This is a genomic window from Acinetobacter sp. V110_1, from assembly GCF_031798975.1.
GTDB classification, from domain to species: Bacteria; Pseudomonadota; Gammaproteobacteria; order Pseudomonadales; family Moraxellaceae; genus Acinetobacter; species Acinetobacter nosocomialis_A.
On record NZ_JAVQNN010000030.1, the window covers coordinates 37,079 to 62,431 of the forward strand.

General features: G+C 36.3%; 23 protein-coding genes. 13 read left to right on the forward strand and 10 right to left on the reverse strand.

What is annotated here, in order from left to right; translation table 11 throughout:
* Nucleotides 1–58: 58 nt before the first annotated feature.
* The 6 genes from RMA95_RS11085 to sbnA form a co-directional block, all read right to left on the reverse strand.
* Nucleotides 59–832 (reverse strand): aldolase/citrate lyase family protein, encoded by a 774-nt coding sequence (locus tag RMA95_RS11085; RefSeq protein WP_311070581.1) that lies wholly within the window; start codon nucleotides 830–832, stop codon nucleotides 59–61.
* On the reverse strand, nucleotides 825–4,352 hold the full coding sequence (locus tag RMA95_RS11090; protein WP_311070582.1) for an IucA/IucC family protein: 3,528 nt from the start codon (nucleotides 4,350–4,352) through the stop codon (nucleotides 825–827). The genes RMA95_RS11085 and RMA95_RS11090 overlap by 8 nt, the downstream gene beginning before the upstream one ends.
* Nucleotides 4,349–5,554 carry an MFS transporter gene (locus tag RMA95_RS11095; protein ID WP_311070584.1) on the reverse strand — a complete coding sequence of 402 codons (1,206 nt, stop codon included), beginning with the start codon at nucleotides 5,552–5,554 and terminating at the stop codon, nucleotides 4,349–4,351. The genes RMA95_RS11090 and RMA95_RS11095 overlap by 4 nt, the downstream gene beginning before the upstream one ends.
* Nucleotides 5,555–5,557: 3 nt before the next feature.
* On the reverse strand, nucleotides 5,558–7,201 hold the full coding sequence (locus RMA95_RS11100; RefSeq protein WP_311072256.1) for an IucA/IucC family protein: 1,644 nt from the start codon (nucleotides 7,199–7,201) through the stop codon (nucleotides 5,558–5,560).
* 71 nt (nucleotides 7,202–7,272) lie between these two features.
* Complete coding sequence (sbnB, locus tag RMA95_RS11105; protein WP_002115662.1) at nucleotides 7,273–8,286, reverse strand: 2,3-diaminopropionate biosynthesis protein SbnB; 1,014 nt, start codon at nucleotides 8,284–8,286, stop codon at nucleotides 7,273–7,275.
* A 21-nt stretch (nucleotides 8,287–8,307) separates the two neighbouring features.
* Nucleotides 8,308–9,312, reverse strand: a complete 1,005-nt coding sequence (sbnA, locus tag RMA95_RS11110; protein WP_311070587.1) for a 2,3-diaminopropionate biosynthesis protein SbnA — start codon at nucleotides 9,310–9,312, stop codon at nucleotides 8,308–8,310.
* Between the two features lie 605 nt (nucleotides 9,313–9,917).
* Between sbnA and RMA95_RS11115 the strand changes: the two genes are divergently transcribed.
* The 7 genes from RMA95_RS11115 to RMA95_RS11145 all read left to right on the forward strand — a co-directional run bounded on the left by RMA95_RS11115 (nucleotide 9,918) and on the right by RMA95_RS11145 (nucleotide 14,518).
* The gene (locus RMA95_RS11115; RefSeq protein ID WP_311070590.1) at nucleotides 9,918–11,153 is read left to right on the forward strand and encodes a mechanosensitive ion channel domain-containing protein; all 1,236 of its coding nucleotides are present in this window, start codon (nucleotides 9,918–9,920) and stop codon (nucleotides 11,151–11,153) included.
* A gap of 307 nt (nucleotides 11,154–11,460) precedes the next feature.
* Nucleotides 11,461–11,712 carry a hypothetical protein gene (locus RMA95_RS11120; RefSeq protein ID WP_016804989.1) on the forward strand — a complete coding sequence of 84 codons (252 nt, stop codon included), beginning with the start codon at nucleotides 11,461–11,463 and terminating at the stop codon, nucleotides 11,710–11,712.
* Between the two features lie 411 nt (nucleotides 11,713–12,123).
* Nucleotides 12,124–12,594 (forward strand): hypothetical protein, encoded by a 471-nt coding sequence (locus RMA95_RS11125; protein ID WP_311070592.1) that lies wholly within the window; start codon nucleotides 12,124–12,126, stop codon nucleotides 12,592–12,594.
* A gap of 209 nt (nucleotides 12,595–12,803) precedes the next feature.
* A complete protein-coding gene (locus RMA95_RS11130) occupies nucleotides 12,804–13,130 on the forward strand; it encodes a hypothetical protein (protein ID WP_311070594.1) in 327 nt (108 codons plus the stop codon).
* Between the two features lie 189 nt (nucleotides 13,131–13,319).
* Nucleotides 13,320–13,601 carry a hypothetical protein gene (locus tag RMA95_RS11135; protein ID WP_311070595.1) on the forward strand — a complete coding sequence of 94 codons (282 nt, stop codon included), beginning with the start codon at nucleotides 13,320–13,322 and terminating at the stop codon, nucleotides 13,599–13,601.
* A gap of 174 nt (nucleotides 13,602–13,775) precedes the next feature.
* The gene (locus tag RMA95_RS11140) at nucleotides 13,776–14,159 is read left to right on the forward strand and encodes a hypothetical protein (protein WP_263613966.1); all 384 of its coding nucleotides are present in this window, start codon (nucleotides 13,776–13,778) and stop codon (nucleotides 14,157–14,159) included.
* Between the two features lie 227 nt (nucleotides 14,160–14,386).
* Nucleotides 14,387–14,518 carry a hypothetical protein gene (locus tag RMA95_RS11145; protein ID WP_263613965.1) on the forward strand — a complete coding sequence of 44 codons (132 nt, stop codon included), beginning with the start codon at nucleotides 14,387–14,389 and terminating at the stop codon, nucleotides 14,516–14,518.
* A gap of 47 nt (nucleotides 14,519–14,565) precedes the next feature.
* Here the strand turns inward: RMA95_RS11145 and RMA95_RS11150 are convergent, their stop codons facing one another.
* Nucleotides 14,566–15,264: a hypothetical protein gene (locus RMA95_RS11150; RefSeq protein WP_311070598.1), complete on the reverse strand. Its 699-nt coding sequence runs from the start codon at nucleotides 15,262–15,264 to the stop codon at nucleotides 14,566–14,568.
* A gap of 382 nt (nucleotides 15,265–15,646) precedes the next feature.
* Between RMA95_RS11150 and RMA95_RS11155 the strand changes: the two genes are divergently transcribed.
* Nucleotides 15,647–16,078, forward strand: a complete 432-nt coding sequence (locus RMA95_RS11155; RefSeq protein WP_311070600.1) for a DNA breaking-rejoining protein — start codon at nucleotides 15,647–15,649, stop codon at nucleotides 16,076–16,078.
* Between the two features lie 62 nt (nucleotides 16,079–16,140).
* Here the strand turns inward: RMA95_RS11155 and RMA95_RS11160 are convergent, their stop codons facing one another.
* Entirely contained in the window at nucleotides 16,141–17,724 is a 1,584-nt protein-coding gene (locus RMA95_RS11160) for an ATP-binding cassette domain-containing protein (RefSeq protein ID WP_311070601.1), read from the reverse strand.
* Between the two features lie 266 nt (nucleotides 17,725–17,990).
* Nucleotides 17,991–18,434: a universal stress protein gene (locus tag RMA95_RS11165; RefSeq protein ID WP_151740140.1), complete on the reverse strand. Its 444-nt coding sequence runs from the start codon at nucleotides 18,432–18,434 to the stop codon at nucleotides 17,991–17,993.
* 286 nt (nucleotides 18,435–18,720) lie between these two features.
* Here RMA95_RS11165 and RMA95_RS11170 point away from each other — a divergent pair, with 286 nt between their 5' ends.
* From RMA95_RS11170 to RMA95_RS11190, 5 genes are all read left to right on the forward strand, one after another.
* On the forward strand, nucleotides 18,721–18,948 hold the full coding sequence (locus tag RMA95_RS11170) for a hypothetical protein (protein ID WP_263613961.1): 228 nt from the start codon (nucleotides 18,721–18,723) through the stop codon (nucleotides 18,946–18,948).
* Nucleotides 18,949–19,125: 177 nt separating this feature from the next.
* Nucleotides 19,126–19,299 carry a hypothetical protein gene (locus RMA95_RS11175; protein WP_240061580.1) on the forward strand — a complete coding sequence of 58 codons (174 nt, stop codon included), beginning with the start codon at nucleotides 19,126–19,128 and terminating at the stop codon, nucleotides 19,297–19,299.
* Between the two features lie 269 nt (nucleotides 19,300–19,568).
* Nucleotides 19,569–20,012, forward strand: coding sequence for an RDD family protein (locus tag RMA95_RS11180; protein WP_263613959.1), 444 nt, complete (start codon nucleotides 19,569–19,571; stop codon nucleotides 20,010–20,012).
* A gap of 562 nt (nucleotides 20,013–20,574) precedes the next feature.
* Nucleotides 20,575–23,331, forward strand: a complete 2,757-nt coding sequence (gene mgtA, locus RMA95_RS11185) for a magnesium-translocating P-type ATPase (protein ID WP_311072257.1) — start codon at nucleotides 20,575–20,577, stop codon at nucleotides 23,329–23,331.
* 15 nt (nucleotides 23,332–23,346) lie between these two features.
* Nucleotides 23,347–24,066: an MgtC/SapB family protein gene (locus RMA95_RS11190; protein ID WP_311070609.1), complete on the forward strand. Its 720-nt coding sequence runs from the start codon at nucleotides 23,347–23,349 to the stop codon at nucleotides 24,064–24,066.
* Nucleotides 24,067–24,139: 73 nt separating this feature from the next.
* On the opposite strand, the gene RMA95_RS11195 is transcribed toward RMA95_RS11190, so the two are convergent.
* Nucleotides 24,140–25,312, reverse strand: coding sequence for a benzoate/H(+) symporter BenE family transporter (locus RMA95_RS11195; RefSeq protein WP_019458671.1), 1,173 nt, complete (start codon nucleotides 25,310–25,312; stop codon nucleotides 24,140–24,142).
* Nucleotides 25,313–25,353: the final 41 nt, after the last annotated feature.

Below are 25,353 nucleotides of genomic sequence, written 5' to 3' on the forward strand. Positions count from 1 at the left end.
AAATTTATTCAATGAATTAGGGGAATAGGCATTTATTCCCCTTAAAAGATTTGAACAGTTATGAGTTGTCTTTAAAGGTATTTAGATGGTTTTGATGGGCACGGCGTATAATGCTGCGGTCATCCCCGAGCACAAAAAGCTGAACGGATTGTTGTTTCCAAGCTGCAATATCTTCAGGTTGTCGAGGAATAGCACAGAAATGTTTTTGGCTATTTTTAGTCTTTAAATACATCTCTTGAACTTTTTCTTTCACTTTTGGATGGCTAGTTTGCCACGGCATTCCCATCGATTGGGAAAGGTCGGCAGCACCTTCAAGAATAATATCAATACCTTCGACTTTTAAAATTTCATCTAATTGTTCTAGTCCTTCCAAGCTTTCAATCATGGCAACGACAACTGTTTCGTTTGCTGCGTGTTGAACAAAACTCGCTAAATCATCCATGCCGTATCGATTTAATCTAGTCGAATTCAGTCCTCTTTGCCCAAGCGGCATATAGTGACAATAGTTCACGGCTTCTTGTGCCTGCTTCGCATTTTCAATACGTGGGAAAACAATACCTGTTACCCCTGCATCGAGCAGAGGTAGTACTAGGTGGTTGGCGTTTAAAGGCACTCTTACAAAGACATCAAGAGACATAGCTCTAGCGGCTAGAATCATGGTTTCGACTTGAGACGTACTAAATAAAGTATGTTCCAAGTCGATAATAATAAAATCATAGCCCGCAAGTGCCAGTTGCTCGACATTAATCGGAGAAGCTACGGAACAAAATATTCCGTAGAGCGTCTCACCATTTGCTATTCGTTTCTTAAAAGAAATCGAATGCTTATTCATATTCAATTTCCTTAATAAGACTAAGCGGGTTCGGCGTAGTTTGTACTCTTAAGCGAATTTCTGGAAGGAAACGGCGGCTTGCAAGTTGTTCAATATCGATGGTGTCATCTGTAAAGTTAAACAATTCATATCGTTCGCTAAACTCTGGGTGAGCTTCTTTATGCTGATTGATGATAGTTCTTAACATAGTCCAGAATTTGATTTCATCGAAGTCATAATGTTCATTTAAGAAAATCGCTAACTCAGCCAGATTTACAAACCAAAGCGCATCTTGAGTAAAGTCTCTGAGTTCATTTGGAGAGTGGGTTTCTAAGAACGAGTTCGGGTTAATTTTGGCATGCTCTTTTGGCGCATCTTGCAAGTTTGGTAAAAGCTCTGGCTCGCGTAAAAGATGACGGCTAAAGCGGATTCCATCGTGGAAATCTTTCAAGGCAGCTTTAACGGGTAAGCCATTTTTATGAATCAGTACCATATTTTGTGCATGTGACTCTAAAGCGAGACCGTGGCACCATAAAATATGCATGATTGGTAAATAAGCATTGGTGAGTAATTTTTCTAACCAGAACTCAATACCATACTCTTGAATCCACTCATCAATGAGAGGTTTGTGGTCTGTATCAACTTGCATTAAACCTGTTACTGGCGTGGCCGATTCACCTTCTTTTAAGTAGCTGTAAATACTTTCGCGCCAAATGCAGGCGAGTGCGCCGTATTGAACAGGAAGGGTGATCTGCTGATTAACTGAAAGACCTCCAATCTCTCTTAAAATAACCGGCTTGCGCTGTTTTTCTAAAATATGATCTTGTTCAACAATGTTATAAAGCCAATCACTCATTTTTGCAGCATTTTGAACGGTATGTGGTGCCAATACACGAGAGGTAGAGGTATTGACTAAGTTCATTGCTAACTTTAGAGAAAGCGCCGAGATATCACTAATATTTGATAAAGTTCGAATCGACTGCTGTGGTAAATAAGTGGGACCTTCAATATCTAACGGGATGATCAGTTGGTTGCTAATCGCATCTTGATAATACAATTCAATAATTTTATCCCACTGCCACGGATGAATTGGGGTGAGGATATAATCTTTAAAATCTACATTTTGCTCTTTCAATTGATGGTTAATGGCTTGTAGATCTTTTTCTGAAAAATGCTGTTTATAAAGCTGCTCTAAGTTAATGGTTTCACTTAAAACCAGTTTGCATAAACTGTTATGAGTCGCCACCCATTGAACCGTAAAACCTTCAGAAAGCTCTGGTGCATATTTTTGATTTTCTTTTAAATCGAAGCCGATACGAGACTTAAAACTTGGGTGATATAAATGCGCATTGGTAATTCGTGCTTCTTGTTCTAGGTAAGACAAAGTTCTTAAAGGTTGAGCAGGGGCTTGGCCCAAAGTTTGCGCATGTTTAACGTACGTTAAATTGAGTTCATCATTAAAGTTTTGCCATTTAACTGGGTCAGCTTCAATAATATTTTTTAGGTCGGCAAGTAGCGTTTTTAAGTTAGGACGAGTTTCAATGTCTAAAGTAATATCAGAACGAACTAAGCTTGAAGGATCTAACTTAATTCGTTTAAAACTAAAGTGTCGTTTGGCCGCACAGGTATAAAAAATGGTATCGGAAATATAGAACTTGATTTGACCTTTAGAAAACTCATATTTAAAGGTATTTTCAAAAATGAGCGCTTCTAATAATTGGCCCATCACGCGATTTTCCGCGAGGGTTTTATAATTGGTTTGTTGTGTTGGTTGAAGAGGGCAAAGCGCTTCTGCACCGCGATATTTATAAATAGGGTTTTCAACTTCAATCCAGATTGGATTGCCACCACTGTGGTAGAGCGTATTTAACATATTTGCCTTGATTGGTAATGTGAGTGAATTAATTAATAAATCGCGGTATTGCTCGCTTTTGACGCTAAAATTTTCTTGTGTGAGCGTAAGACGGGTGGCTTGCCAAAGTTCAGATTCTTCAATGGCCGTAACGCGTGCAATTGCACTGATGAGATGGGCAATGTGATTGATCACGAGGTAATATTTTAAAAAGGTCCAAGCATCTTTTTGAGAGAACCAAACGGTACTATCTTCAGAAATAGATGAGTCGTCTTCTATCATTTCTGGAACAATGCTAATGCCTTCCATGTCTCGAAGAATAAGGCGGTGTGGATAACCGTTTTTAAATTCCATTAAGCTATTTTGCATGTGCGCTTCTACGCTAATGCCTTTATTTGCAAACAATTCAACTAATGGAATAAGCGAAACTTTAATGTACTGTTTCCACCAAAAAGTAATGAAGTCTTTGGCATCGTTCGATTGTAAGTTTTGATTCGGTGCTGCTTGTTGAATAAAGCTTAAAAGTGGGATTTCATGGTTTTCATTTTCTTCAACCAAGCCACCTAGCATTCGGGTATTTTCTAATACCTCTGGCGTGAGCCCTGCTCTATAAATAATGCCAAATGAACTCTCAAGCTCTGGAATTTTGACTGTTTTTGCCTCTAACTCCGGCAGAATCACAAGGTCTGGATATTGTTCATTAATCTTGTGATTAATAATAATTTTGCTCGCATCAATCGCGCGTTCCATTTCATCCATTGGGTTATTACGAATGAAACTGGTAATTCGCACATCAATGGAAAGCTTTAAGAATAGGGTCGATTGAGGTAGCCACACAGTACGAACGGATGAGGTCGGCCATACCGTTTGACCTAAAGCGCCCAGATAGATTACATCTTGGCTGTCTAAATGTTTTTTTAAAGACGGATGTTGAAGTAAGAAATTGGCTTGCCAAGGGTGGGTTGGCATCAGTTCATAATTAGTGAAGTTCTCTTGCAAACGATCTTTTGCTGCTTCTAAAACTTCATCTTCAATATGGTGAGAAGGTTCGGTCTCGCTGACCAGTTTTTGGATTAAAGACGAATGAACTGCAAAGTAGTGGAGTTGAAAACTTGTACCTAACTCGGGGCTATACTTTTTCATGTCCTCTTTAGAAAAACCTAAATTGGCTTTAGAGGTCACATGAAAAGGGTGCCCATATAGCATGCCTTGTTCAGTAGCCTGAAAACCACTTAATGCTTTAGTTGCTGTTTGAGATGGCTTATTTTCTAAAAAGAATTTTGTGTTCTCGATACTATTGGCAATATCGGAGTACAGATTTTTATTTTGGTTTTTATCTTTAAATAAGCTATTCAGTTCATCTGTAATCAGCTTCACTAAATGTTTAGGGTCGGTGAGCGAGTCAAACGTATTGTCGTTCAAATTTTGCAGAACAAAACCACGGTGATATCTGTGATAACCCGTAGTTGATAAGTGCTGAACTGCGCCATAAACAACCGTGTTAGATGCATTAAACGTATAAGCAAAACATAGGGTGTCTGGTTGCTCTGCATATAGGGTGAATAAAGGAGAATCTTGAGCTGGGATAATGTTCTTTTCAAGATTCACTTTAAGTTCACGAAAGAAAGTATTCAGGTATTGCTCGAAAAGTTTATAAGACCATGCATCTGTTGTAATAATTGAGTTCATTCTTGTGCCTCTTCTAAAATTGTATCCATTAAGAATCTGTTCAAAATCACCACTAATCCCGCACCGATAAAAAATAGTGAGGTGCAGATTAATGCCGCGGTAATATTGAAAAATGAGTAAGTGAGCGTGATGGTGATTGGGCCAATAAGCTGTCCTAAGACAAAGGCACTGTTAGAAATGCCAATCACTTTTCCTTGGCTTTGAGCGCCAGCTTTTAGAGAAATGGTGTGTAAGATCGAAGGAATCAGGGCTGCAAAGCAAAAGCCTTGTATGAGTCGTAATACAAGAACTAGCCAAATATTTGAAACCCAGATCAATGCGAAAATCGTGATACCGCAAATTAAAGATGCGTAAACGAAGTTATTAAAAGAATCTCCTTTATCATCATTTCTTTTTCCCCAATAGGTCGCAGCAATAAAGGCTGCTCCCCATGAAAGCGCATGAATGGTTCCTGTTAAGCTTGCTGCAGATAACGATGAATGAGTGCTTTGGCTTATTTCACTAATGTATAAAACGAAGCAAGACACCAAACCAAAGCCACCGGCTTGAACCAAAATGCCAGCGCTTAACCATGAAAAAATCGTTCTATCAAAGAAAGCTGGAAGCTTGGATTTCTCTTTGGTTTTTGTGGTTTCAGTTTTAACGGGATTGGTTAATACAAATGTCGCAATCACAATGAGTGTCACCACAACAAATGCTGTTGCGTTGAGTAATACTTCAACCCGCCATTGATCCATAAATATACCGCCGAGTACGGGACCACATAGGCAAGCGAGCGCGACACTACTTTGTAGTTGCCCAAAAGCAGCGCCTCGTTGTTGTTCATTCGAGAGATATGAAACGTAAGCATTTAAAATGACTGAGAGACCGCAAAACCCGAGTAAAATTCGCGCGAAAATAAACAGGTATAAATGCTGGGCGCTCGCCATGAGCAGTATTGAAATACAGAACCCAGCCAAAGAAAGTAGCAAGGCTTTTTTATGACCGAATGTATCGGATAGATGACCAACAATCGGTGCTGTAAATAAACTGCCAATAGCTGGAGCCGCGAGTGCCAAACCTGCCCAGATAGTGGGAGCACTCATATGCGCCGTCAGTTTTTCCATATAAAGCGGCATGATCGGAATAAGCACCATGAGCCCGAAAGTGGAAAAAAACTGACAGAGCAAAATAATGAAATGATCTAGGCGAGATGAGCGCATGATTTAGATATCCATGGTCTCATAGCTAGAAATAGATAAGCTGTGATAAGGGTTCGGGGTCGTTCCGATTTTGCTTGGCATGCCTGTTGAGTCGCTTTCTTGAGCGAGTAAAGGTGTAAGTAGCTGTTTGAACGGCCAAGTCTTATTGTCAAAAAGATAGGTTCGAATCTGGGATTTTGTATGCTCTGAAATCGGTTGGGTTTCTACAAAATCTTGAATAATGTCTTGAACCATCTCCCAGAAATCGTTTTCCGTTCGATCCGTATATTTCAAGGTAGCTAAAGCAATCGGGTAGAGGTTAATTTGAATCCCTAAAGTAATGAAGTAATTAAATAAGTCCTCATTTTTAGTAAAGATAAGATTGTTCGGCGTGCTGGTATCAATGGTATAAATCGGAGGTGTAAAACCACTTTCTTTAATGGCTGTGGTACATATTCTTAAGGTATCGTGGTCACGTAAAATAAAGCATTTCAACTTGTTATTTTCATAACACACCATGGTGTTTTGCCCGTGGCATTCAGGCATGATGCCTTTCGACCAAAGGGTTAAGAATGTTTGAATAAAATGAACACTTAAGTCTTTTAGTAATGTCCATTTGTCACCTTCAACGCCTAAAGTTTCCCAAGGGTCTATATAAGTACAGCTTAAAGCTGACATAGTGATTGGCGTGACATTTTTATCTTGACAAAAGTCGGGTAAATGTCGGACTTGGCAACCAATTACACCTAAATTTTTTACAATCGGCTCTTGTTTACCCAGTACCCACCAGTGGGTTTCATTACTCAAAAAGAGGCGATTTTTTAATAAAGAAGTTTCATTAATAACGTCATTTAAAAAATCATAAGCCGTATGCCCATTCATTAAATAACGGCCTGGCATAGAGCGGATTGCACCTAATGTCTTGGCATTGGTTGAGAGTTTTAAATGCAGAGTAGGGTTTGCGTTGTGAATAAGCGTTCTTAAAGAAGAAGTCGGTAAACCAATTGTGGTGACATGGTTTAGGTCAATACCTTCGTACTTATTTTCATCAAACTTTAAATAGCGATGTTGAGTCTCTAGCAAAGGTAGGGCTAAGTAGTCATCTGAAAGGTCAGCCATTTTGTCAGCAATAAGACTACTTTCCTCAGCTTCTGCTAACAGAAGCTCTTTATGAGGAGTCGACTCCATATTATTGATCACGTCATCTTTTTTAAATGCCCACCAGTACACCTCAATTTCTTTTTGAGTTGTGAGCGGAGCGAGTTCACCTTTTGAGTGCGCGAATGGATGAAATGGACGGTCAGCGACCAGCGATAGCAATTCACTAGTAATCAAAGGCGAAGAAAATGAAAGGGCTGACTGTAAAATTTGAGGAATTTTTTCAGCCGTTACTAAGTTGTCTAGCCAGTAATCAATCGCTTTTTGATGGTGTGGTGACGGCCACCAAGTTGCTTTCGTTAAATAGTTGAAAACTTCAGAAATAGAAATTTTAGATGTCGTATTGCTCAACAGGTTATGAAGCAAAATTTCGGGTTGGGTAACATAGAAAGGATTTACACCATCTACTTTTAAACAGTTGAAATAGAGTTCCAACTCATCATTGAGAGTAATTGCCAAATAAGGCTTTTTATAGGAAATATGATCTTTAAAATCTCCATAATTCTCCATGTAGAGTGCATCTATCGTTTTTTGTAGTTGTGCTGTGTAAATCCGATCTAACATTTTAGTTATTCCTTTTCTTATAAAAGCGGTAGAACCGTGCCAACGTTTTGTTCTTGTGCGGCATTGAAGAACCACTTAGCGCAGACAATGTCATCAATCGCCATGCCCATTGGGTTGAGCAAAATGATTTCATCTTCGTGTTCGCGGCCGTTTTTATGACCAATAATGATGTCGCCAAGTTCAGCATGTAGTTTTTCACGGCTGAATAAGCCATCTTCAACCAGTACATTGATGACTTTCTTTTCTCGGTTTGATTGGTCCCAGTCATCTACAATCACTTTGTCCACTTTTAAGAAGACTTCAGGTTCAATGTCCATAATTGAAATGTTTGAAACAAAGCAGCCTTTTTTAAGCCATTCAAATGGAATGTAAGGTTTATCTGAGACTGTGCAGGTAATGAGGACATCGGCTTGCTGAATAGCAGACTTAGCACTGTCATGAATTTCAATTTCTAAATTTGGATATTCTGATAAGAACAACGCTTTGAGTTTTTCAGCCGCTTCAGGGTTTACATCAAATAAATGGATTTTTTTCACTTGAGCATATTGTTCAAGCACAGTCTTAATTTGCATTTGCGCAATTGGTCCGCAGCCAATTACAGTAATGTCTGAAAAGTCTTTTTTTGCTAGATATTTAATTGAAACACCCGTAATTGCCGCAGTTCGCATTGCACTGATTAAGCTGCCTTCCATCACCGCAACCGGATAATTTGTTTCTGAGTCATTTAAAACAATCAGCGCGCTCGCACGCGGAATATTGAATTTTTTAGGGTTATGTTGTCTTGAACCAATCCATTTAATTCCGGCAATCGGGTCATTACCGCCTAAATAACAAGGCATAGCGATAATACGGTCTGCAATATGGTCTGCACCTTGCCAGCGAAGGTATGGTTTTAAGGGTTGTACAAACTGTTTATTTGCATGCAGGGTTAAACCTTCAGTAATCGCTTCAATAAATGAATTACTATGATTTGCGCCAAGATTTAATAAATCTGATTGACTTAAATAGCGAAGGGTAGCCAAATTGCTCATGAATATGTCCTAAGGAGAAAGTTAAACAACATTTTGTAAAGTAAGGTTTTCTTGGCGTCGTGTGTTTCGATTGAAGTGACGCTTCTTGATCATTTCGAACCATTCATCTTCATAAACCAGATCGAGATAACGGTCGCCGCGATCGGGCAACAGCGTTAAGACGCATGAACCTTTTGGAATGGTTGGAATCAGTTTTTTGATGGCTGAAATAGATGAGCCGCTCGAACCGCCTGCAAAGATTCCTTCATGTTCAAGAAGTTCTCGGCAACCCAGTGCCGACTCATAGTCATCTACATAAATGACATCATCAATTTCATCGGGGGAGAGTAGCGGTGGGACAGTACTTGCACCAATGCCAGGAATTTCGCGTGGACCAGATGTGCCACCGAACAATACGGAACCGACAATATCGACTGCGATGACTTTTAATTCTGGAAATCTTTCTTTAAGACGACGAGATACGCCCATAATCGTGCCGGAGGTACTTGCTCCAATTACGAGGTAATCAATCTTGCGATCAATTTGACTTAGGATTTCTTCTGCTTCACCAAAGTAATGGCTTTTCCAGTTGTTTGGATTTGCATATTGGTTAATCCAAACAGCATTTGGCAGTTGTTGGCAGAGCCGTTTTACGGTGTCAATTCGGGTTTTTAAGTAACCGCCGTTTTGGTCTTTTTCAGAGACCATTTCGATATTGGCCTTGTAGAGCTTCAGCATTTGTAAGTTTGCTGAGGCAATTTTCGGGTCAATAACAGCAGTAAATTTTAATCCATATATTTTGCATGCCATTGCAAGCGCAATTGCTAAGTTTCCTGAAGAACTTTCAACAATATGACTATCTTTATGAATTACTCCAGATTTTAAGCCTTCCTGTAGCATGAATAATGCTGGACGGTCTTTAATACTTCCTCCTGGGTTTAACAATTCCATTTTCGCAATCACTGAGATCGATTGATGCGTGAATAGCCTTGATAGTTGTAATAGTGGCGTTTTACCTATGCATTCGAGAATATTTTCATGGATCATGGCAGATCTTCTCAGGTTTTTATGTGTTGTAAATGATAATTATTATTAATTAAATTATTATTACGATTTATTCCAAGATTGTTGCTGTTTGTAAAGAAAAAACAGGGGGTGTTATAGGAATTTTCACTAAATTTTTTAGACTAATACTTTGAATAATAAAATGTATATTTTACAAATGCTTAAATTAGTAAAGTTTTTAAATATAAGCAGATAGGCAGAAACTTACTATTTTATAAAAATTGATCACAGTGAAAAAATGAGTTAATTGACAAAAAATAAAGGTAAATAATTTATGGAGAAAGTTTTTTTACTCAAAATTCTCCATTCAAAGGGAAGTTTATTGAAACAAAAAAGCTGTAATTTGATAAAACGAGCACTCCTTATGAAGGAGCTAAGAAGCTAGAGCCGTGTTGAATGGAACAGTTTTATTTAAAAAAGAAGATTCACTTATTGCCTGTGTGAATCATATTTCCATAAATTAATCTAATTTAGCGATTAAGTATTATAGACGTGTTGTATTTATGACGACATATGTAAACAAGCCTTAATCTATAACACTCGAACACTTTAAAATTATTGAAAATAAAGTTTTAAGGTGTAAAGGGTTGGATTTTTTTAATTATTATCGTGATCTTCAAGCTGAGTTAAGCAACTATCCTTGGCTAGAAATGATAGTTTCACTCACAATTTTGATTTTATTTGCTGCTTTGGCAAATTTTATTGCTAAGCGAATTATTGTTCGGGGAATCCGTCATTTAGTGACTAAAATCAAGTCACTTAACCAGTCAGTCTTTGCTCAGCATAGTGTTATTAAGCGATTTGCCAATATTGTGCCCGCCATTGTCATTATGAATGGGATTACAACAGTTCCGCATCTATCCGAAAAAGCAATTGCTTTAGTGCAGATGGGTGCGCAAGCATTTATTTTCCTGACTATTGCGCTCACGATCAGTGAATTATTAAATATATTTAATTTAATCTATCAGCGTAATCCAAAATCGAGAAACAAGCCGATTAAAGGTTATTTACAACTCGTTAAACTCATTATTTTTGTTGTTTGCGGTTTGATGATTTTAGGTACATTCCTTAAAAAGGATGTATTCACCTTGCTTGCTGGCTTCGGTGCAATGGCCGCCGTATTAATGTTGGTTTTCCAAAATACGATTTTGTCATTGGTCGCGAGTGTGCAAATTGCATCTTATGACATGGTACGTATAGGGGACTGGATTGAAATGCCGTCGCTGAATGCCGATGGTGATGTGATTGATATTTCATTGCATACCGTGACAGTTCAGAACTTTGATAAAACCTATACCACTATCCCAACCAATAAACTCGTAACAGACACTTTTAAAAACTGGCGTGGTATGAGTAATGCTGGATGCCGTCGTATGAAGCGTTCGCTTTTCATTGACCAGAGTAGTGTGCACTTCATGACCGAAGAAGAGCAGCAAAAGCTAAAAGATTTTCTATTGTTAGATCAATATCTCAATGCTAAACAATCTGAGATTGACGAGTTCAATAAGCATTTAGGTAGTCAGTCTCGCTATAACAAAAGACGTTTAACCAATATCGGAACATTTAGAGCATATGTTGAATTCTATTTGCGTCAGCACAAAGGAATCGCACAAAATCAAACTTTAATTGTTCGTCAATTACAACCGACGAGTGAAGGTCTACCATTAGAGATTTATGCCTTTACTAATACCACTGCATGGGTTTCTTATGAAGCAATTCAGTCCGACATTTTTGACCATCTCATCGCGATTTTGCCTGAGTTTGGTTTAAGAGTGTATCAGGCACCATCAGGCCATGATTTTCAAAAACTTACAGTAGAGTAAGTGGTACAAGAATGCTATCTTCTTTGAATTTTCAAGTAGATAGCATTTTTTTAATATTTTTATACATTAATTTATAAATATTTTTGGAAAATTATTATTAAATAGCGGTATAAATTGACTATATGAGTTATGCGCGTTTCATAACTTAGAATAGGCTGATTTTTAAGCAAACTCGATCTAAAATTTTTAAGGAGTGAGGCTTAAGTAACGAATTTGACACTTTGAACAAAGAAAATACTAAATGTTTAAGAATAACAAACAATAAAGTTGCTTTACTAAAATTTGTTAGGTGAGTTGGAGTGTTTGAATGGCTACAGCAATAGAGAACAGAGCTAGACAACTTAAAAACGCAAAACGTGGAGGATATGCGCCAACCATTGCCAAAGACGTAAACAAACACAAAGTACAAAAATTAAGGAGAGCTCTAGACGAAGCCCGGCGATATGTGAGTGAACTCAATGATGAAACGGTTATCTTCGATGATCAAGACGCAAGGCAAAAGGCTGAAGGAGCCAAAGCAATTATTGAAATGTTTGAAGCAGCGCTAAGTAGTGCATAAGCTGCATCAATCTAAAATATAAACCATAGAAGACCTTGCTGAATATAGGGTTAACTTTTATTCTTCGACTAAATCACCTCGTTATTCAGCAAGGCAGTAAATAAAAATAATTCAAATATTCCTATATTCTATTTTTAGCTAAGAAATCACAAAAAATCTAAGTCAAATAATATTATTGATGAGCTTAATTTTTTTCAGAAAATTATTACCAACTATAAAATCTTTCCGCACCAAAAATGCGATGAATTTTGCATTTTATTCAATTGTTGTGGCGTATTATGGAACTCGGTTTCAGAACACTCTTATTGATTACATTTGCCATTTCAAGACTTACATACTGCAATAATATATCCATCATACTTCCCTAAAAATCTGATTAACCACCAAAGTCAGAATAGGAGGGAAGGACCCATGCCAAAATTTCTAACAATTGCCGAGAAGGTCTATAAAAAATTTGAAGAAGATAAATTATTCTTTGATAACCTGATTGAACAACTGAATAATTTAGTCAGCATTATTCGAAAAGAGATAAAGGGAACCCCCTGTAAACTCAAATACAATTTTATAGATTTTGAAGAATGTCTAAGTAAACCTTTAAATGAATGTACGATTAAACTCGACATGAGCTTAATGCCTAAATATAAAAACAAGGGCGAATATATTATGTGGCTAGCGAGCTTTATTGAAAGAATCACGATTGGTGGACAGCCAAAACTGCCACCACTTTCAAGTATTGTGCCAGCCGACTTTAACGTAAAAAAAGAAGCTCAGACGGTACTTGAAAATAAAAAAGCCGTGTCGGAAGAAAATGCCAAGATGATAGTGAACTATTTTAATTCTGAGGAGTATAAGAAAAATAATAAGAAAGTAAATCTGGTTTAAAACCCTATAAAAGTGTGTGTCCACCGCACTTTTATAATCGCTGGAAAATTTCAGCAACCGCCTTCTGGGGCGGTTTTCTTTATATAGTTTATTTACTTTATTTGATCGCGACAGTCTTATAATATGCAGTTTTTAATTATGATAAGCGAATATTACATATTATGAAATTAAGACTTTTTATCTTGGGCATACTTATTTGTACCAATACTATGGCTGCATCAGACACAAGTTTTGAAGAGGAATATCATAGTCTTTTAGAAAAATTCCATACAACTCAAGCACAAAGAGATGCTTTTATCAAAAAGAATGCGAATAAAAATCTAACTAGTTCGCAAAGAAAAAAGCTAGATTCAATAGAATGTACTTATATGCAATCTGAACTGCAATATGATGAATTTATTATTACTAGATTTAAGGAATATAAAGCTTTCATGAAGAAATCTGAACTAGAAGCAACTAATGATAAAGAATTAATTAAAATGGATATTGATTCTTTAAAAGAAGAAATAAACAGCCCTCATGGGAAATGTAAATAAAAAAAAGCACCGGTAACGGTGCTTTTTTTAAAGGGTAATTTCTTATCAGTCTTACATAATAGTAAATCTTTCAGTTTTCAACACGATATACATACTTAAAACAATTACATCATAAAAACTTCCATAACTTATCTGTATAGCATGTTAAGTTTTTCTACACATCTCTAAAACTTATGGCAGGACTTAGTCATGAAATGTTCATATCAAGATTTGAATGGGAATATCATCGAAGTAACTTGTGAAAGTTATATACATATACCGTCAGGTACTGGAGTAAACAAAATAGGCGGAGATAATCGGTCAGTGGACCTAATACATATTACCGAAGATTTTAGTTTTTTTAAGAAAACACAAGCGGATTCAATACCACTTTATCGATTTGCTGTTGATGATAACCAGAATGTTTTTAATAGTGATGAGTTGCCAGCGCTGGCGCAAATTGGTACGGATTGGAAGATTTTAGACGAATAACGTTAAAGTGAGTACATAACCATTCTATAAGTTAATTTTTTGAATATTTTGTAAAATTTATCAAATAGTAAATATTTAACTAAACTTAATACAGGTATTATAGACAGCTAAATTAAATGTAGTCTGAATATTTATAGGCAGTTTTGGACTAAATGTTGAATAGAGAGAAAGAACATGAAGCGCCTTATTACATTATTTTTATTGCCTTATGCTACGGGTACGTTCGCTCAAGAGCCCTTCGAAGTCAGTAAAAGCTGTTTTGTAGTGAATGGTAAAAATAGTACGGTGTCTTGCTTACTTTCTTCTACAAATAACTTAAGTTCTAACTTTGAAAGATTAACTTTTCCAAATAGCAAAGTATTTATAAAAGAATCAAATATTTGTTCTCATGAAGATTCATGTGTGTCTGTGGGAAGTAATTTATCGAATTTAAAAGATGCGACTATTTATTATCGTGATTTCAAAACTAAAAAGATTATTGAAGCTCCTGAAAAAGACTCTTGGACCTGCTTTAAGCAACAACATGATCGGCTTGATTTTTGTGTTTCTTACAACTAATAAAAAGCTTAACCACAGAGCGATAATTAAAGTAATGAGCTAAAACGTTAATTCATACCACATCTAAAATTTCTCACCTCTTTGTCATTAAAAAATTGGTTAAAGGTGATTTTTTCTAATTTACATTTCTAAGTGAGAAGTACAAAAAAGTCTATAAACCTATGCTGATCGTAATATTGATAGCCAGTATTTATAAGCTAATCAATGGAAACTGTATGAGGTAAGATATGACTAAAATTATAGCTACCCTAGGTTTAGCAGCAATCGTTTCAATCTCTGTTGCAGCCTGCCAAGGCGAGAATGATACCAAGCAGCAAGACAAAACCACGACACCACATTCATTAGATAAAGACTCATAAAATTAAAAAGCCCATCTATTGATGGGCTTTTTAAATCACATTTTCACTTAGAAAAATGGGTTAGTCACAAGAACTAAACCAACTGAGAAAAACGAGTCATCTTTGGTCTGATTTAAACGATTACCATAGCTTGCATTGAACTGAACATTCTCTTTGTACAACATATACTTAATGCCGGTTTGATAAAATGAATCACTTCGATCATTTCCATAAACTTCAGCAGTCAATGTTAAAGGTTTCGTAATGAATGTTTCTGTTCCCACACCCCATGTGGTTTGCTCGCGGTGAGTGGTATGTTCTCTAAGCCAACCCACATTGGTATGAACTAAGAAATGGTCATCTAGCATAGAAATACTTAAGGGAACATTCACAGTCCAATCTTTTTCAGAAGTGTGGTTGTTATTAATTTGAGTCGCAAATGAAACGCCAATTCCCCAGTTATTTGTCTCAAGTGGTTTTATAAGCGTTTTCCCTTGAACAGTTGTATAAGTCGCATTACCTGTGTCATCAGAAAAATGGCGCCCCATACCTACACCAAACTCAAAATTGCCACCTATATTGCAAGAAGGAATAACCCAATATTCTTTGTCTTTAGGGTTATTCTGCATCCATGAATCAAGTTGACAAGAATGGGCAGGAACTAAAGAAGCATCATCAACCACCATAGGTCGTCCAGCATAGCTAGAAATAAATGCCAAGCAAGTGCTAAAAAAAACGACAGATTTTTTAAAATTAAGAAATAGCATTGATGACTCCAATACAACAAGGAGCATATGCAAGTATTTACTCATCTTTCAAAAAGACAGATAAATAAGAAATAAAGCAAGAAGGAGGGACTCTCTTAAATCCACAAGAGAGCCAATGAGCTTTAGTGGATACTTAGATCTGAGTCGATGATTTATTCTTATCAATCGAGCAAGTACTCACAATGAAGCCCCTAAAAATTCGTTGCGCGGATTCTAAGGTGGTTTTTCTGAGCTGGCAAGTTAAAGTTTCATGACATATATTTTTTGAACAACTATTAAAAGATATACAAACTCAAACGTTACTCATCAAACTTATACATAAAGTAAAATTTAATAAAACGTATCTTTTTTATCATTATTTAAAAGAATTTCGAGGATTAAAATGAAAAGAATCATTAAAATTTTATTATTAACAGGATTAATTGCAACCTTACCCTTAACCGTAACTGCTAAAAATGTTGAAAACAAAGTAAGCTTTTTAAAAGGTTCTGATCAAGCAACTTTAACAGGGAAATTTCAGGGGTATGATGATGTAAGGTATCGAGTTTTTGCAAAAAGTGGTCAGGTTTTAAAATTTAACATTAATAGTTATAGTAACTTAGCTTATATTAATGTTTTTGCTCCCGGTAAAAAGCCAGGCAAAGATAAAGCATTATTGGTAGGTTCGACTATGGGTTCTTCAGGAGAACTAGTACTACCAGTCGATGGTGACTATATTATTCAAGTTTATCAAATGAGAAATAGTGCACGAAAAAATAGAACCGTATCTTTTAGTTTAGATCTTCAAATATTAAATAATAAAAATATAAAGTGATAATTAAAAGATTTATATAAAAGCTCTCATAGTTAGAGCTTTTATATAAGATTGAAAATATATTAAGTTAAATAAATTGACTCATGAATTCCGCACTTTTCAACAAAAGCTAAATCGTGAGAGACTAATAATACAGCACCCTCATAGCTAGAAATAGCATTTGCAAATAGTTCTCTTGATTCAACATCCAAATGATTTTCTGGTTCATCGAGTAATAAAAGTTCAGGCATAGTCTCTGCATGACTCAAACCTAACAATGCGACTTTTAACTTCTCACCCCCACTCAGTTGAGCTAAAGGATAAGTCCCTTTTTCACCACGAAGCCTAAGCTGACCTAGTAGATTTCTCCACTCTAACTCAGAAATATTAGGGTTAATGTTTCTTAAGTTTTCAACAGCAGACAAATGGTCTAACAAAAAGCTAAAGTTCTGATCAAGATAAAAGCAATTTACAAATAGGCTAATTTCATCTGTGGGCACTACAGCAGATTGAACAATCTGTTTCAGCAAAGTTGATTTCCCAATACCATTACGACCCATCAAATGAATTTTTTGAGACGCTTTGAGGGCAAAATTAATGGGCTGCTGGGTTCCATAGTTAAGCTTTAAGTCATGAACTCTAAGAATTTCTCCTGAGCGTTTTTGAAACGAGGGGAATACAAACTGCTGAGGCTTAACAGTTTCCAAAAGTATTTTTTTATTCTTTAAGTCTTGCTGGCTTTGATCAATTTGACGCTGATGTTGAGACTGAATTGCTCCTAAGCTTTGCCCAGCCTGTTCTTTTTTAAAGTCGAGCAAAATTTTAGCTTGTGAATTTGAATCACGAAGTTTGTTACCGGCACGCTCACGTTTCTGTGCTTTCATTAAAACATCATGTTGCTTCTGCTTCATGTGCTTAACTTCACGTTGATGTTGGTGTACCGACTGCTCTAAAGCTTGAATCTGCGTTTGGTATTGCTCATAAAAATTTTCATAGTTTCCTGTGGTGTGCTGTAAACCATGTTCATTTAAATGATAAATATGGTCGACTTCATTTAGTAAAGTGAGATCATGGCTAATGATAAGAGCACCTACTGGATGCTTCTTAAGGTGATAAATCAACCATTGTCTAGCATCTTGGTCAAGATGGTTGCTTGGTTCATCAAGTAATAAATAGTGATCGGTTTTTAAAAATAACGCTGCTAAAGCTAACTTGGTTTTTTGCCCTTCACTTAACTGTTTCACAGGAAAGTTTAAATCGGTTGGTATGTGGGCCGATCGCAATAATGCTTCCCAAACAGAAGGGAGGTCCCAATTGCCTTCTAATAAATCATAATCATCGAATTCAGCTTCGCCTTGTTCTACTCTTTGCAAAGCTTTATAGAGATGGTCAATGTCTAAAGCTTCTGCAATGGTGGATGAAGAAAGACGCGTTAATTGAGATAAATACGCATGCTTTGTCTGCCAAGTAATTTGCCCACTGATGTGCATTTCCTCAGTGGGTGAAATCTCTTGGAGCAATTGCATAAGTAAGGACTTACCTTGGCCATTACGACCAATTAAAGCGGATACTTGATGATACTCAAGTGAGAAATTCAATTCTTTAAACATCACTTTTGAAGGAAATTCTAAAGTGAGTTGCGATATTACATATGCCTGCTGAGTCATAAAAAAAACCTCATAAATACAGGATGTACAAAATAGGAAAGTTAAACTTTAAATAAAGACGTTAAGTCACTAAAAAAATAGTCTATTTTGCACATCAAAAAAGAGAAAATTGATGAGAAAAAAGACTTACTTCATTGGCGTGACTCACAAAAATAGAAAATATAACAACGTTATCTTATAACGATTTTTAGTCTGTGTAAAACTTGCGCAGTTTATATGTAGAAAAGCCTAATCGATTGATTAGGCTTTTCCTTAACATCAACTAATTATTCTTTGACGACTAAAACTTGGATTTTGGTACTGTTTAGAACGTCTTGGGCAAAACTACCTAAAATAAGTTTTTGGAAGCCTTTACGGCCATGAGAACCAATAACAATTAGGTCTGATTTTAAGTCTTCAACAGCTTTTAAAATGCCATCAGATGAGATTTCGCCTTGAATAATTTGTGTTTCAATATCAACACCTTCTTCAGCACATAAGGCTTTTACCTTCGCTAGTGTTTTTTCAGCATTAGCACGTGCTTCAACAAAATAATCTTTTACAACAGGAGAGATGTAATAAAAATCAACACCACTAAACGGATCCACTGCAACAAGACTAATTGCTGTAAGTTTACTACCAAAAGCTTTAGCAATATGAGCAGCTTGTCGTGCTGCTGCCAAAGAAATCTCTGAACCATCCACAGGTACAATAATATGTTGGTAATTCATAATGTTATTCCTCTTATTTACAAGTTGTTATATGTATGAAGCTTTTCTTACTTAAAGATTAACACATTTGTTTAAAGGTACAACTCAATTCAATTAAGTTGCAGTTAAATTAAATAAAAATTAAATATATATTTGATTTTTATTAATTTTTAAAATTAGAATATCAGGATGAAAGGGGTGCATGGAAAACCTTATTTTTAAGATGAACTTTACAATAAATTACTTTTCATATTTTTGTCATACTGAACTCGTATAACCAAATAGTATATTGAGGGGGAGAGGTAATATGGCAGATTTAACAGCAAAGAAAGTAAGTAAACTTATTGAAGAATTCCGCCAAACAGGCAAAGAACCAGAAAAGCTAGTGATTGGATATAAAACTTATGCCCGACTTATGGCGGATGATAAGTTCGCTGAAAAGGTTGTACCTTCATTGGAAAACTCAAAAGATCGTCTCTATAAAAATCTTAAAATAAAACTTGTTACTGAAAAACACTATTTTGAAGTGAAATAAAGCATAAATGTGATTTTTGTCACGCTTTACATTGTGTTATTAACATTTAGCAAGAATTATTAACATATTGTTTTTGAGTTAATACAAATAAGGTGTGTATTCAACATTTGAGAACAGTATTTATTGCTAAAAACGCTAGAATGAGTTGATTTTATCGTAAATGGTTGAATAAACTAAATGTTTAAGTTAATTATAGTTTTATTTTATCTCATCACTATTTTAGGTTTTTTATCTATAGTAGGTGGCATATTAACACTCAGTCTATTTTTGATTATTATTGGCTTAGGACTAATCTGTGCTGCATTATTATTGAAAAAAGAATTTAAAATAGATGTTTTGTTTTGGAAATGATCAGCTGTTATATATCACTCACTGAATAAAAATAATTAAACCACCTCATCTAGAGTGAGGTGTATATAAAATATATAAACATGATCTATATTATTTTAATTTATAAAAGTATTTATAGCTATTTATAATCTTTATTACAATTCTCTATAAAATAGAAAATTAAAAATTACTTCAAGTATTTAAAAATAAAAAGATTTCCTTTACGATGAAAGTAACGTGAAGTTGTCTCTTTGGTATAAGGCAAACAATAACAAAAGTGAGGTGTACGCATGAGCTATAAATACGAATATGCAGGGTTCTGGTTACGATTTGGTGCAATGATTATTGATACGCTTATTCTTTTTTTAGCCATTATTCCAGCCGCATGGATCTTTTACCGTGGAGATTACGATTTGATATTTGCTACAGGCATGAGTAGTAAACCTCAAAACTATTGGTTTGATCTGATCGTAAATTATGCTTTTCCATTTTTATATACTGTTTTATGTTGGCTCTACTTTGCAGGTACACCTGGAAAACGTCTTATGCGTTTAAAAGTTCTCGATGAGAAAACAGGTAATAAGTTAACTGTAATGCAATCTCTAATTCGCTATATTGGATATATTCCCTCTATTTTGGTATTTTGTATTGGTCTTATTTGGGTCGCATTTGATCCTAAAAAACAAGGTTGGCATGACAAAATGGCAAAAACAGTGGTAGTCAAAGAGCTGTAATTTTAGTCAATATTTTTGTTAATAAAAAATTACAAAAAAATTCTTGTGTGTTGCAGAGTAAAACATATACTTGCCGCGAGTTTATTTAATGGAGATCCTAAATGGGTAGTTGTTCGAGGTTCGAGTTTAATTATCAATTAAACCAAAGCCAATACTGAGCAAGATCACCTTTAGGAAGGGCTATCTTGCAATGAGATAGCTTTGTAAAAAATTAGATTAAACCTATACAAATTACTTTATTTGTAATCAAGTACTTCAAGCGCTTATCTGTTTAGTTTCTCGCTAGAAATGGGGAGAAGCCAATGTTTTTATATGCTTCCACACACAGCTATGCCTACCAAACTTCAATGTTGGTAAATAATTCGTCTCATACGATTCAAAGTATCCAAGCTATGTTCAAACCTGTGACTTTTCGTCAGCGTTGGTTTGGCTTTGGGCTAATTTTCTCTTCTTCATCGTAAGTCTACGATCTCCTATTCCTTTCTAAATTTTAAATTTTTATAGACTTTATTTCTCAATAAGGTCGAGAGCTTTGTACGCCTAAAAAATGGAGGATTTCGTGATGAAATTCTGGCAACGACTCTTCACAGCATTTTTACAAAGATTTCATTTGATGCGTTTTTTTGGTCGTAATCGATCTTTTAAAGAGCTACATCAATCAAGCTATGCTCAAGAAATTAGCAAAAATTTATCTATGCGTTTGCTCGATGCATCAAGAGCCCAAACAGGTGACTTATTAAAACAATTCGATACTCACTTCACAGGGCTTACAGAAGAGCAAGCACATACCCAGCAAATGGCAGTGGGGCTTAATGAGATTACTCATGAGAAACCATTAACTTGGTGGCAACATCTTTGGTATTGCTACCGCAATCCATTCAATATTTTGCTTAGCCTTTTGGCACTAATTGCTTTTTTTACCGATGACTTAACTGGCTCAACCATCATTAGTGTGATGGTTATTCTCTCGACGTTACTTCGTTATTGGCAAGAAGCAAAATCAAATCAAGCTGCGGATGCTTTAAAGGCAATGGTGAGCAATACTGCTACGGTACTTCGTCATCAAGTCAGTGCAGAAGATTTAGCGCTTATGCATGAGCGCTATGGTATTGATGTTAAGAATCAAACCAACCATCAATTTGAAATGCCAATTCAATATTTGGTGCCAGGTGATGTGATTTTATTGTCTGCAGGCGACATGATTCCTGCTGATTGCAGAATTTTAAATGCAAAAGATTTGTTTGTTTCTCAAGCTGCAATGACTGGTGAATCAATGCCTGTCGAGAAATTTCCTTTGCAGAAAAATCTCGAAGAAACGAGTGCTTTAGAGCTAGATAATATTGTATTTATGGGGACCAATATTGTTTCTGGTTCAGCTCAAGCTGTTGTTTTAAGTACGGGTATTCAAACATATTTCGGCGCGCTTGCTCACCGAGTTACAGCTACTGATCGAAGCACAACGGCATTCCAAATGGGTGTCAACAAAGTAAGTTGGTTGCTCATTCGCTTTATGTTGGTCATGGCACCTGTTGTACTGTTCATTAATGGCTTTACCAAAGGTGATTGGACAGAGGCATTTTTATTCGCATTATCGGTTGCTGTTGGTCTCACGCCTGAAATGTTACCGATGATTGTGACTTCAACTTTAGCAAAGGGTGCGGTTTTCTTATCTAAAAAGAAAGTGATTGTTAAGCGTTTAGATGCGATCCAAAACTTTGGTGCAATGGATGTTCTGTGTACCGATAAAACTGGAACGCTAACTCAAGACAAAATCTTTTTATCCCAACATATTGATGTAAATGGTGAAAAATCAGACTTTGTGCTCATGCAGGCATTTTTAAACAGTTATTATCAAACTGGTTTGAAAAATTTGCTTGATGTGGCTGTGTTAGAAGCTGTAGATGATCAGATCAAAACTCAAAAGTTACGTTATAAGAAGTTAGATGAAGTGCCTTTTGATTTCGATCGCCGCCGTATGTCAGTTGTGGTACAAACGCCCCAAGAAAAAGTACGTATGATTACTAAAGGCGCGGTTGAGGAAATGTTAAAAGTTTGCCGTTATGTTGAAGTAAATGGCAAAGTAGAACCTTTAACAGAACAACGTGAAGTTGCAATTGAAGCATTAACTCAACGTTATAACCGCGATGGCTTACGTGTCGTTGTTGTAGCATATCGTGAGTTTGATAATAATCAGGAAAATTATTCGGTTGTTGATGAAAGTGATCTCATCTTAATTGGTTATGTTGCATTTCTTGATCCACCTAAAGAGTCTGCTCGAGAAGCAGTGCAAAGTTTGCATGCTCATGGTGTAACCGTAAAAGTACTTACAGGTGATAATGAGTTTGTAACTCAAAAAGTGTGCCGTGAAATTGGTCTCAATTATGATCAAGTTCTCTTGGGTGGTGTAATTGAAACTTTAACTGATGAGCAGCTCAAAAGAGCAGTAGAGCAATACAATATTTTTGCGAAGCTAAGTCCAGTACATAAAGAACGTATTGTTGAGCAGTTAAAAGCCAATGGTCACGTGGTTGGTTTCTTAGGAGACGGTATTAATGATGCTGCGGCTATACGTGCTGCTGATATTGGTATTTCAGTAGATACAGCAGTAGATATTGCTAAAGAATCAGCAGATTTAATCTTGCTTGAAAAAAGCTTGATGGTGCTTGAAAAAGGTGTAATTGAAGGCCGTAGAACTTTTGCCAATATGCTGAAATATATCAAAATGACGGCAAGTTCAAATTTCGGTAATGTTTTTTCGGTATTAATTGCGAGTGCTTTTATTCCATTTTTACCAATGCTGCCTATTCACTTACTGATCCAAAACTTACTTTATGATGTATCACAAATTGTCATTCCTTTTGACAACGTTGATGAAGAGTTAATTGCAAAACCACAGCGTTGGCAACCTGAAGAAGTCGGCCGTTTTATGGTGGTATTTGGACCGATTAGCTCAATTTTTGACATTATCACGTTTTGTCTGATGTGGTTTGTGTTTTCGGCAAATACGCCTGAACATCAGACTTTATTCCAGTCTGGCTGGTTCGTTGTGGGGTTACTCACTCAAACATTGATTGTACATATGATCCGTACGGCTAAGATTCCATTTATTCAAAGTCGTGCTGCAACACCATTATTGGTCATGACAGTGGTGATTATGTGTATTGGTATTTTCTTACCAATGGGGCCTTTGGCAAGTTACTTAAAACTGCAAGCTTTACCATTAAGTTATTTCTTATATTTGCCTTTAATTTTAATTGCTTATATGTGTATTACTCAATGGGTAAAAAAAATCTACATCCGCCGTTACGGTTGGCAATAAAACTATAGGTGCAAGATGAAGTTGCAATTTCTACAACATGCAGATTTATCCAATATTTTTGATACTTTAATTAGTCTCTCAGTTGCTTTTGTTTTAGGAGCATTAATTGGATTTGAACGTCAATATAGGCAACGGACTGCTGGTCTTCGAACCAATGTACTCGTCGCTGTAGGCGCTGCAATTTTTGTGGATGTTGCAACAAATCTTACTGGAGCAGATGGAGCTGTTCGGGTCATTGCTTATGTGGTTTCAGGGATTGGTTTCTTGGGCGCAGGTGTGATTATGCGTCAAGAAGGTAATATCCATGGCTTAAATACCGCAGCGACTTTGTGGTGTTCTGCTGCGGTTGGAGCGGCGGCAGGTTCCGATTTAATTATTGAAGCTATACTGGCAACAGCTTTTATTTTATCTGCCAATACGCTATTGAGACCGATTGTTCATATCATTGACCGCCGTCCATTAGACGATGACACAGAAGTCTTGCATGTCATTTACATCATATGTGACCGCAGTCAGAGTAAAGTGGTTATGGATGAATTAAACCTAACGTTGAAGCATCACAATTATCCTGCTAAAGACATTGATGTGACACCTTTTGGAGAGAAAGAAGTTGAGATAGAGGTGACGCTTATTGCGACTTCAATTGAGACAGAAGAAGCACAGCATATTATTAACCACTTAAATGCAATGCCACAAATACGCCAAGCTTTTTGGGATAAAAACGCAATTAATTAATTTAATAAGACTTTGCACTTAACTGTTTATGAAATGCTCTAAATGGTTAAGCGCAAAGTTTTTATTTTAGGTCTTATTTTCTAGCCTTAAACTTAAGAACTACAAATACAATAATACCGACAATCAGACCCCAAAATGCCGAACCTATACCGAAAAATTGGATACCCGAAGCACTACATAAAAAGGTAAATAATGCGGCCTCACGGTCTTCAACAGGGCCAAATGCAAGCGCAATGTTATGGCTAATTGTACCAAGTAATGCAATACCTGCTAAAGCTACAATAAAAATATGAGGAAAAGACATGAGCAAGCTTGTCAGTGTTGCTGCAAATAGTCCCATCAATGCATAGAAAAAACCAGAGCTTATGCCAGCAATATAGCGTTTGCTTGGGTCAGGATGAACCTGATCGTCAAGGCATACAGCCGCACTAATCGCGGCAATATTGACGCTATAACAACCAAAAGGTGCAAGCAAAACTTGGGTTAAACCAGTCCAGCCAATGAGTTGGTTAACATGTGGTTTATAGCCATAACTCTTAATCATGGCAATACCGGGTAAATACTGCGAAGCCATACTAATCACAAAAAGAGGTAACGCTAAGCCCAAAAGAGCCGACCAGCTAAAGACAGGACTAATCCAAACAGGTCTAGCCAAAGACCAGTGAAGTGTAGGCATATGAAAGTCTAAAAACACAGGACAGAGCACAACACCAGCAAGTGCTGTGAACACGATGCTATAACGCGGCCATAATCTTTTTGTAATGATATAAATGACGAGCAAAGATAAAACGAATACCCAATCATTTTGTAAACTTGCGAAAAGTGAAATACCAAATTTGAGTAAAACCCCTGCAAGCATGGCACTGGTCAAGCTTTGAGGAATATATGAAAGTGCTTTTTGAAAAATTCCTGAAAAACCTAAAATTGCAGTCAGTACACCAACAACTAAAAAAGCACCAATTGCTTCATTTATGCTATATCCACCGCCAGTTGCAATAATTAAAGCGAGACCAGCAGTAGACCAAGCTGTTGCTACAGGATATTTAAATTTCCAAGAAAGAATAAGGCCTGATAAACCAAGACCCAAACCTAAAGCCCAAAACCATGAGGTGATTTGTTCAGGTGAAGCACCTAAAGCTTGGGCAGCCTGAATCACTAAAATAGCCGAAACACTAATACCAATAAGAAAGGTAATGAAACCCGCGAATACAGCTGGAATAGAAAAATCTTGAAGAATCTTTTGCATGGCTAAATGTTCTAAATCCCTGAAAAATTAATTTGTTTCTG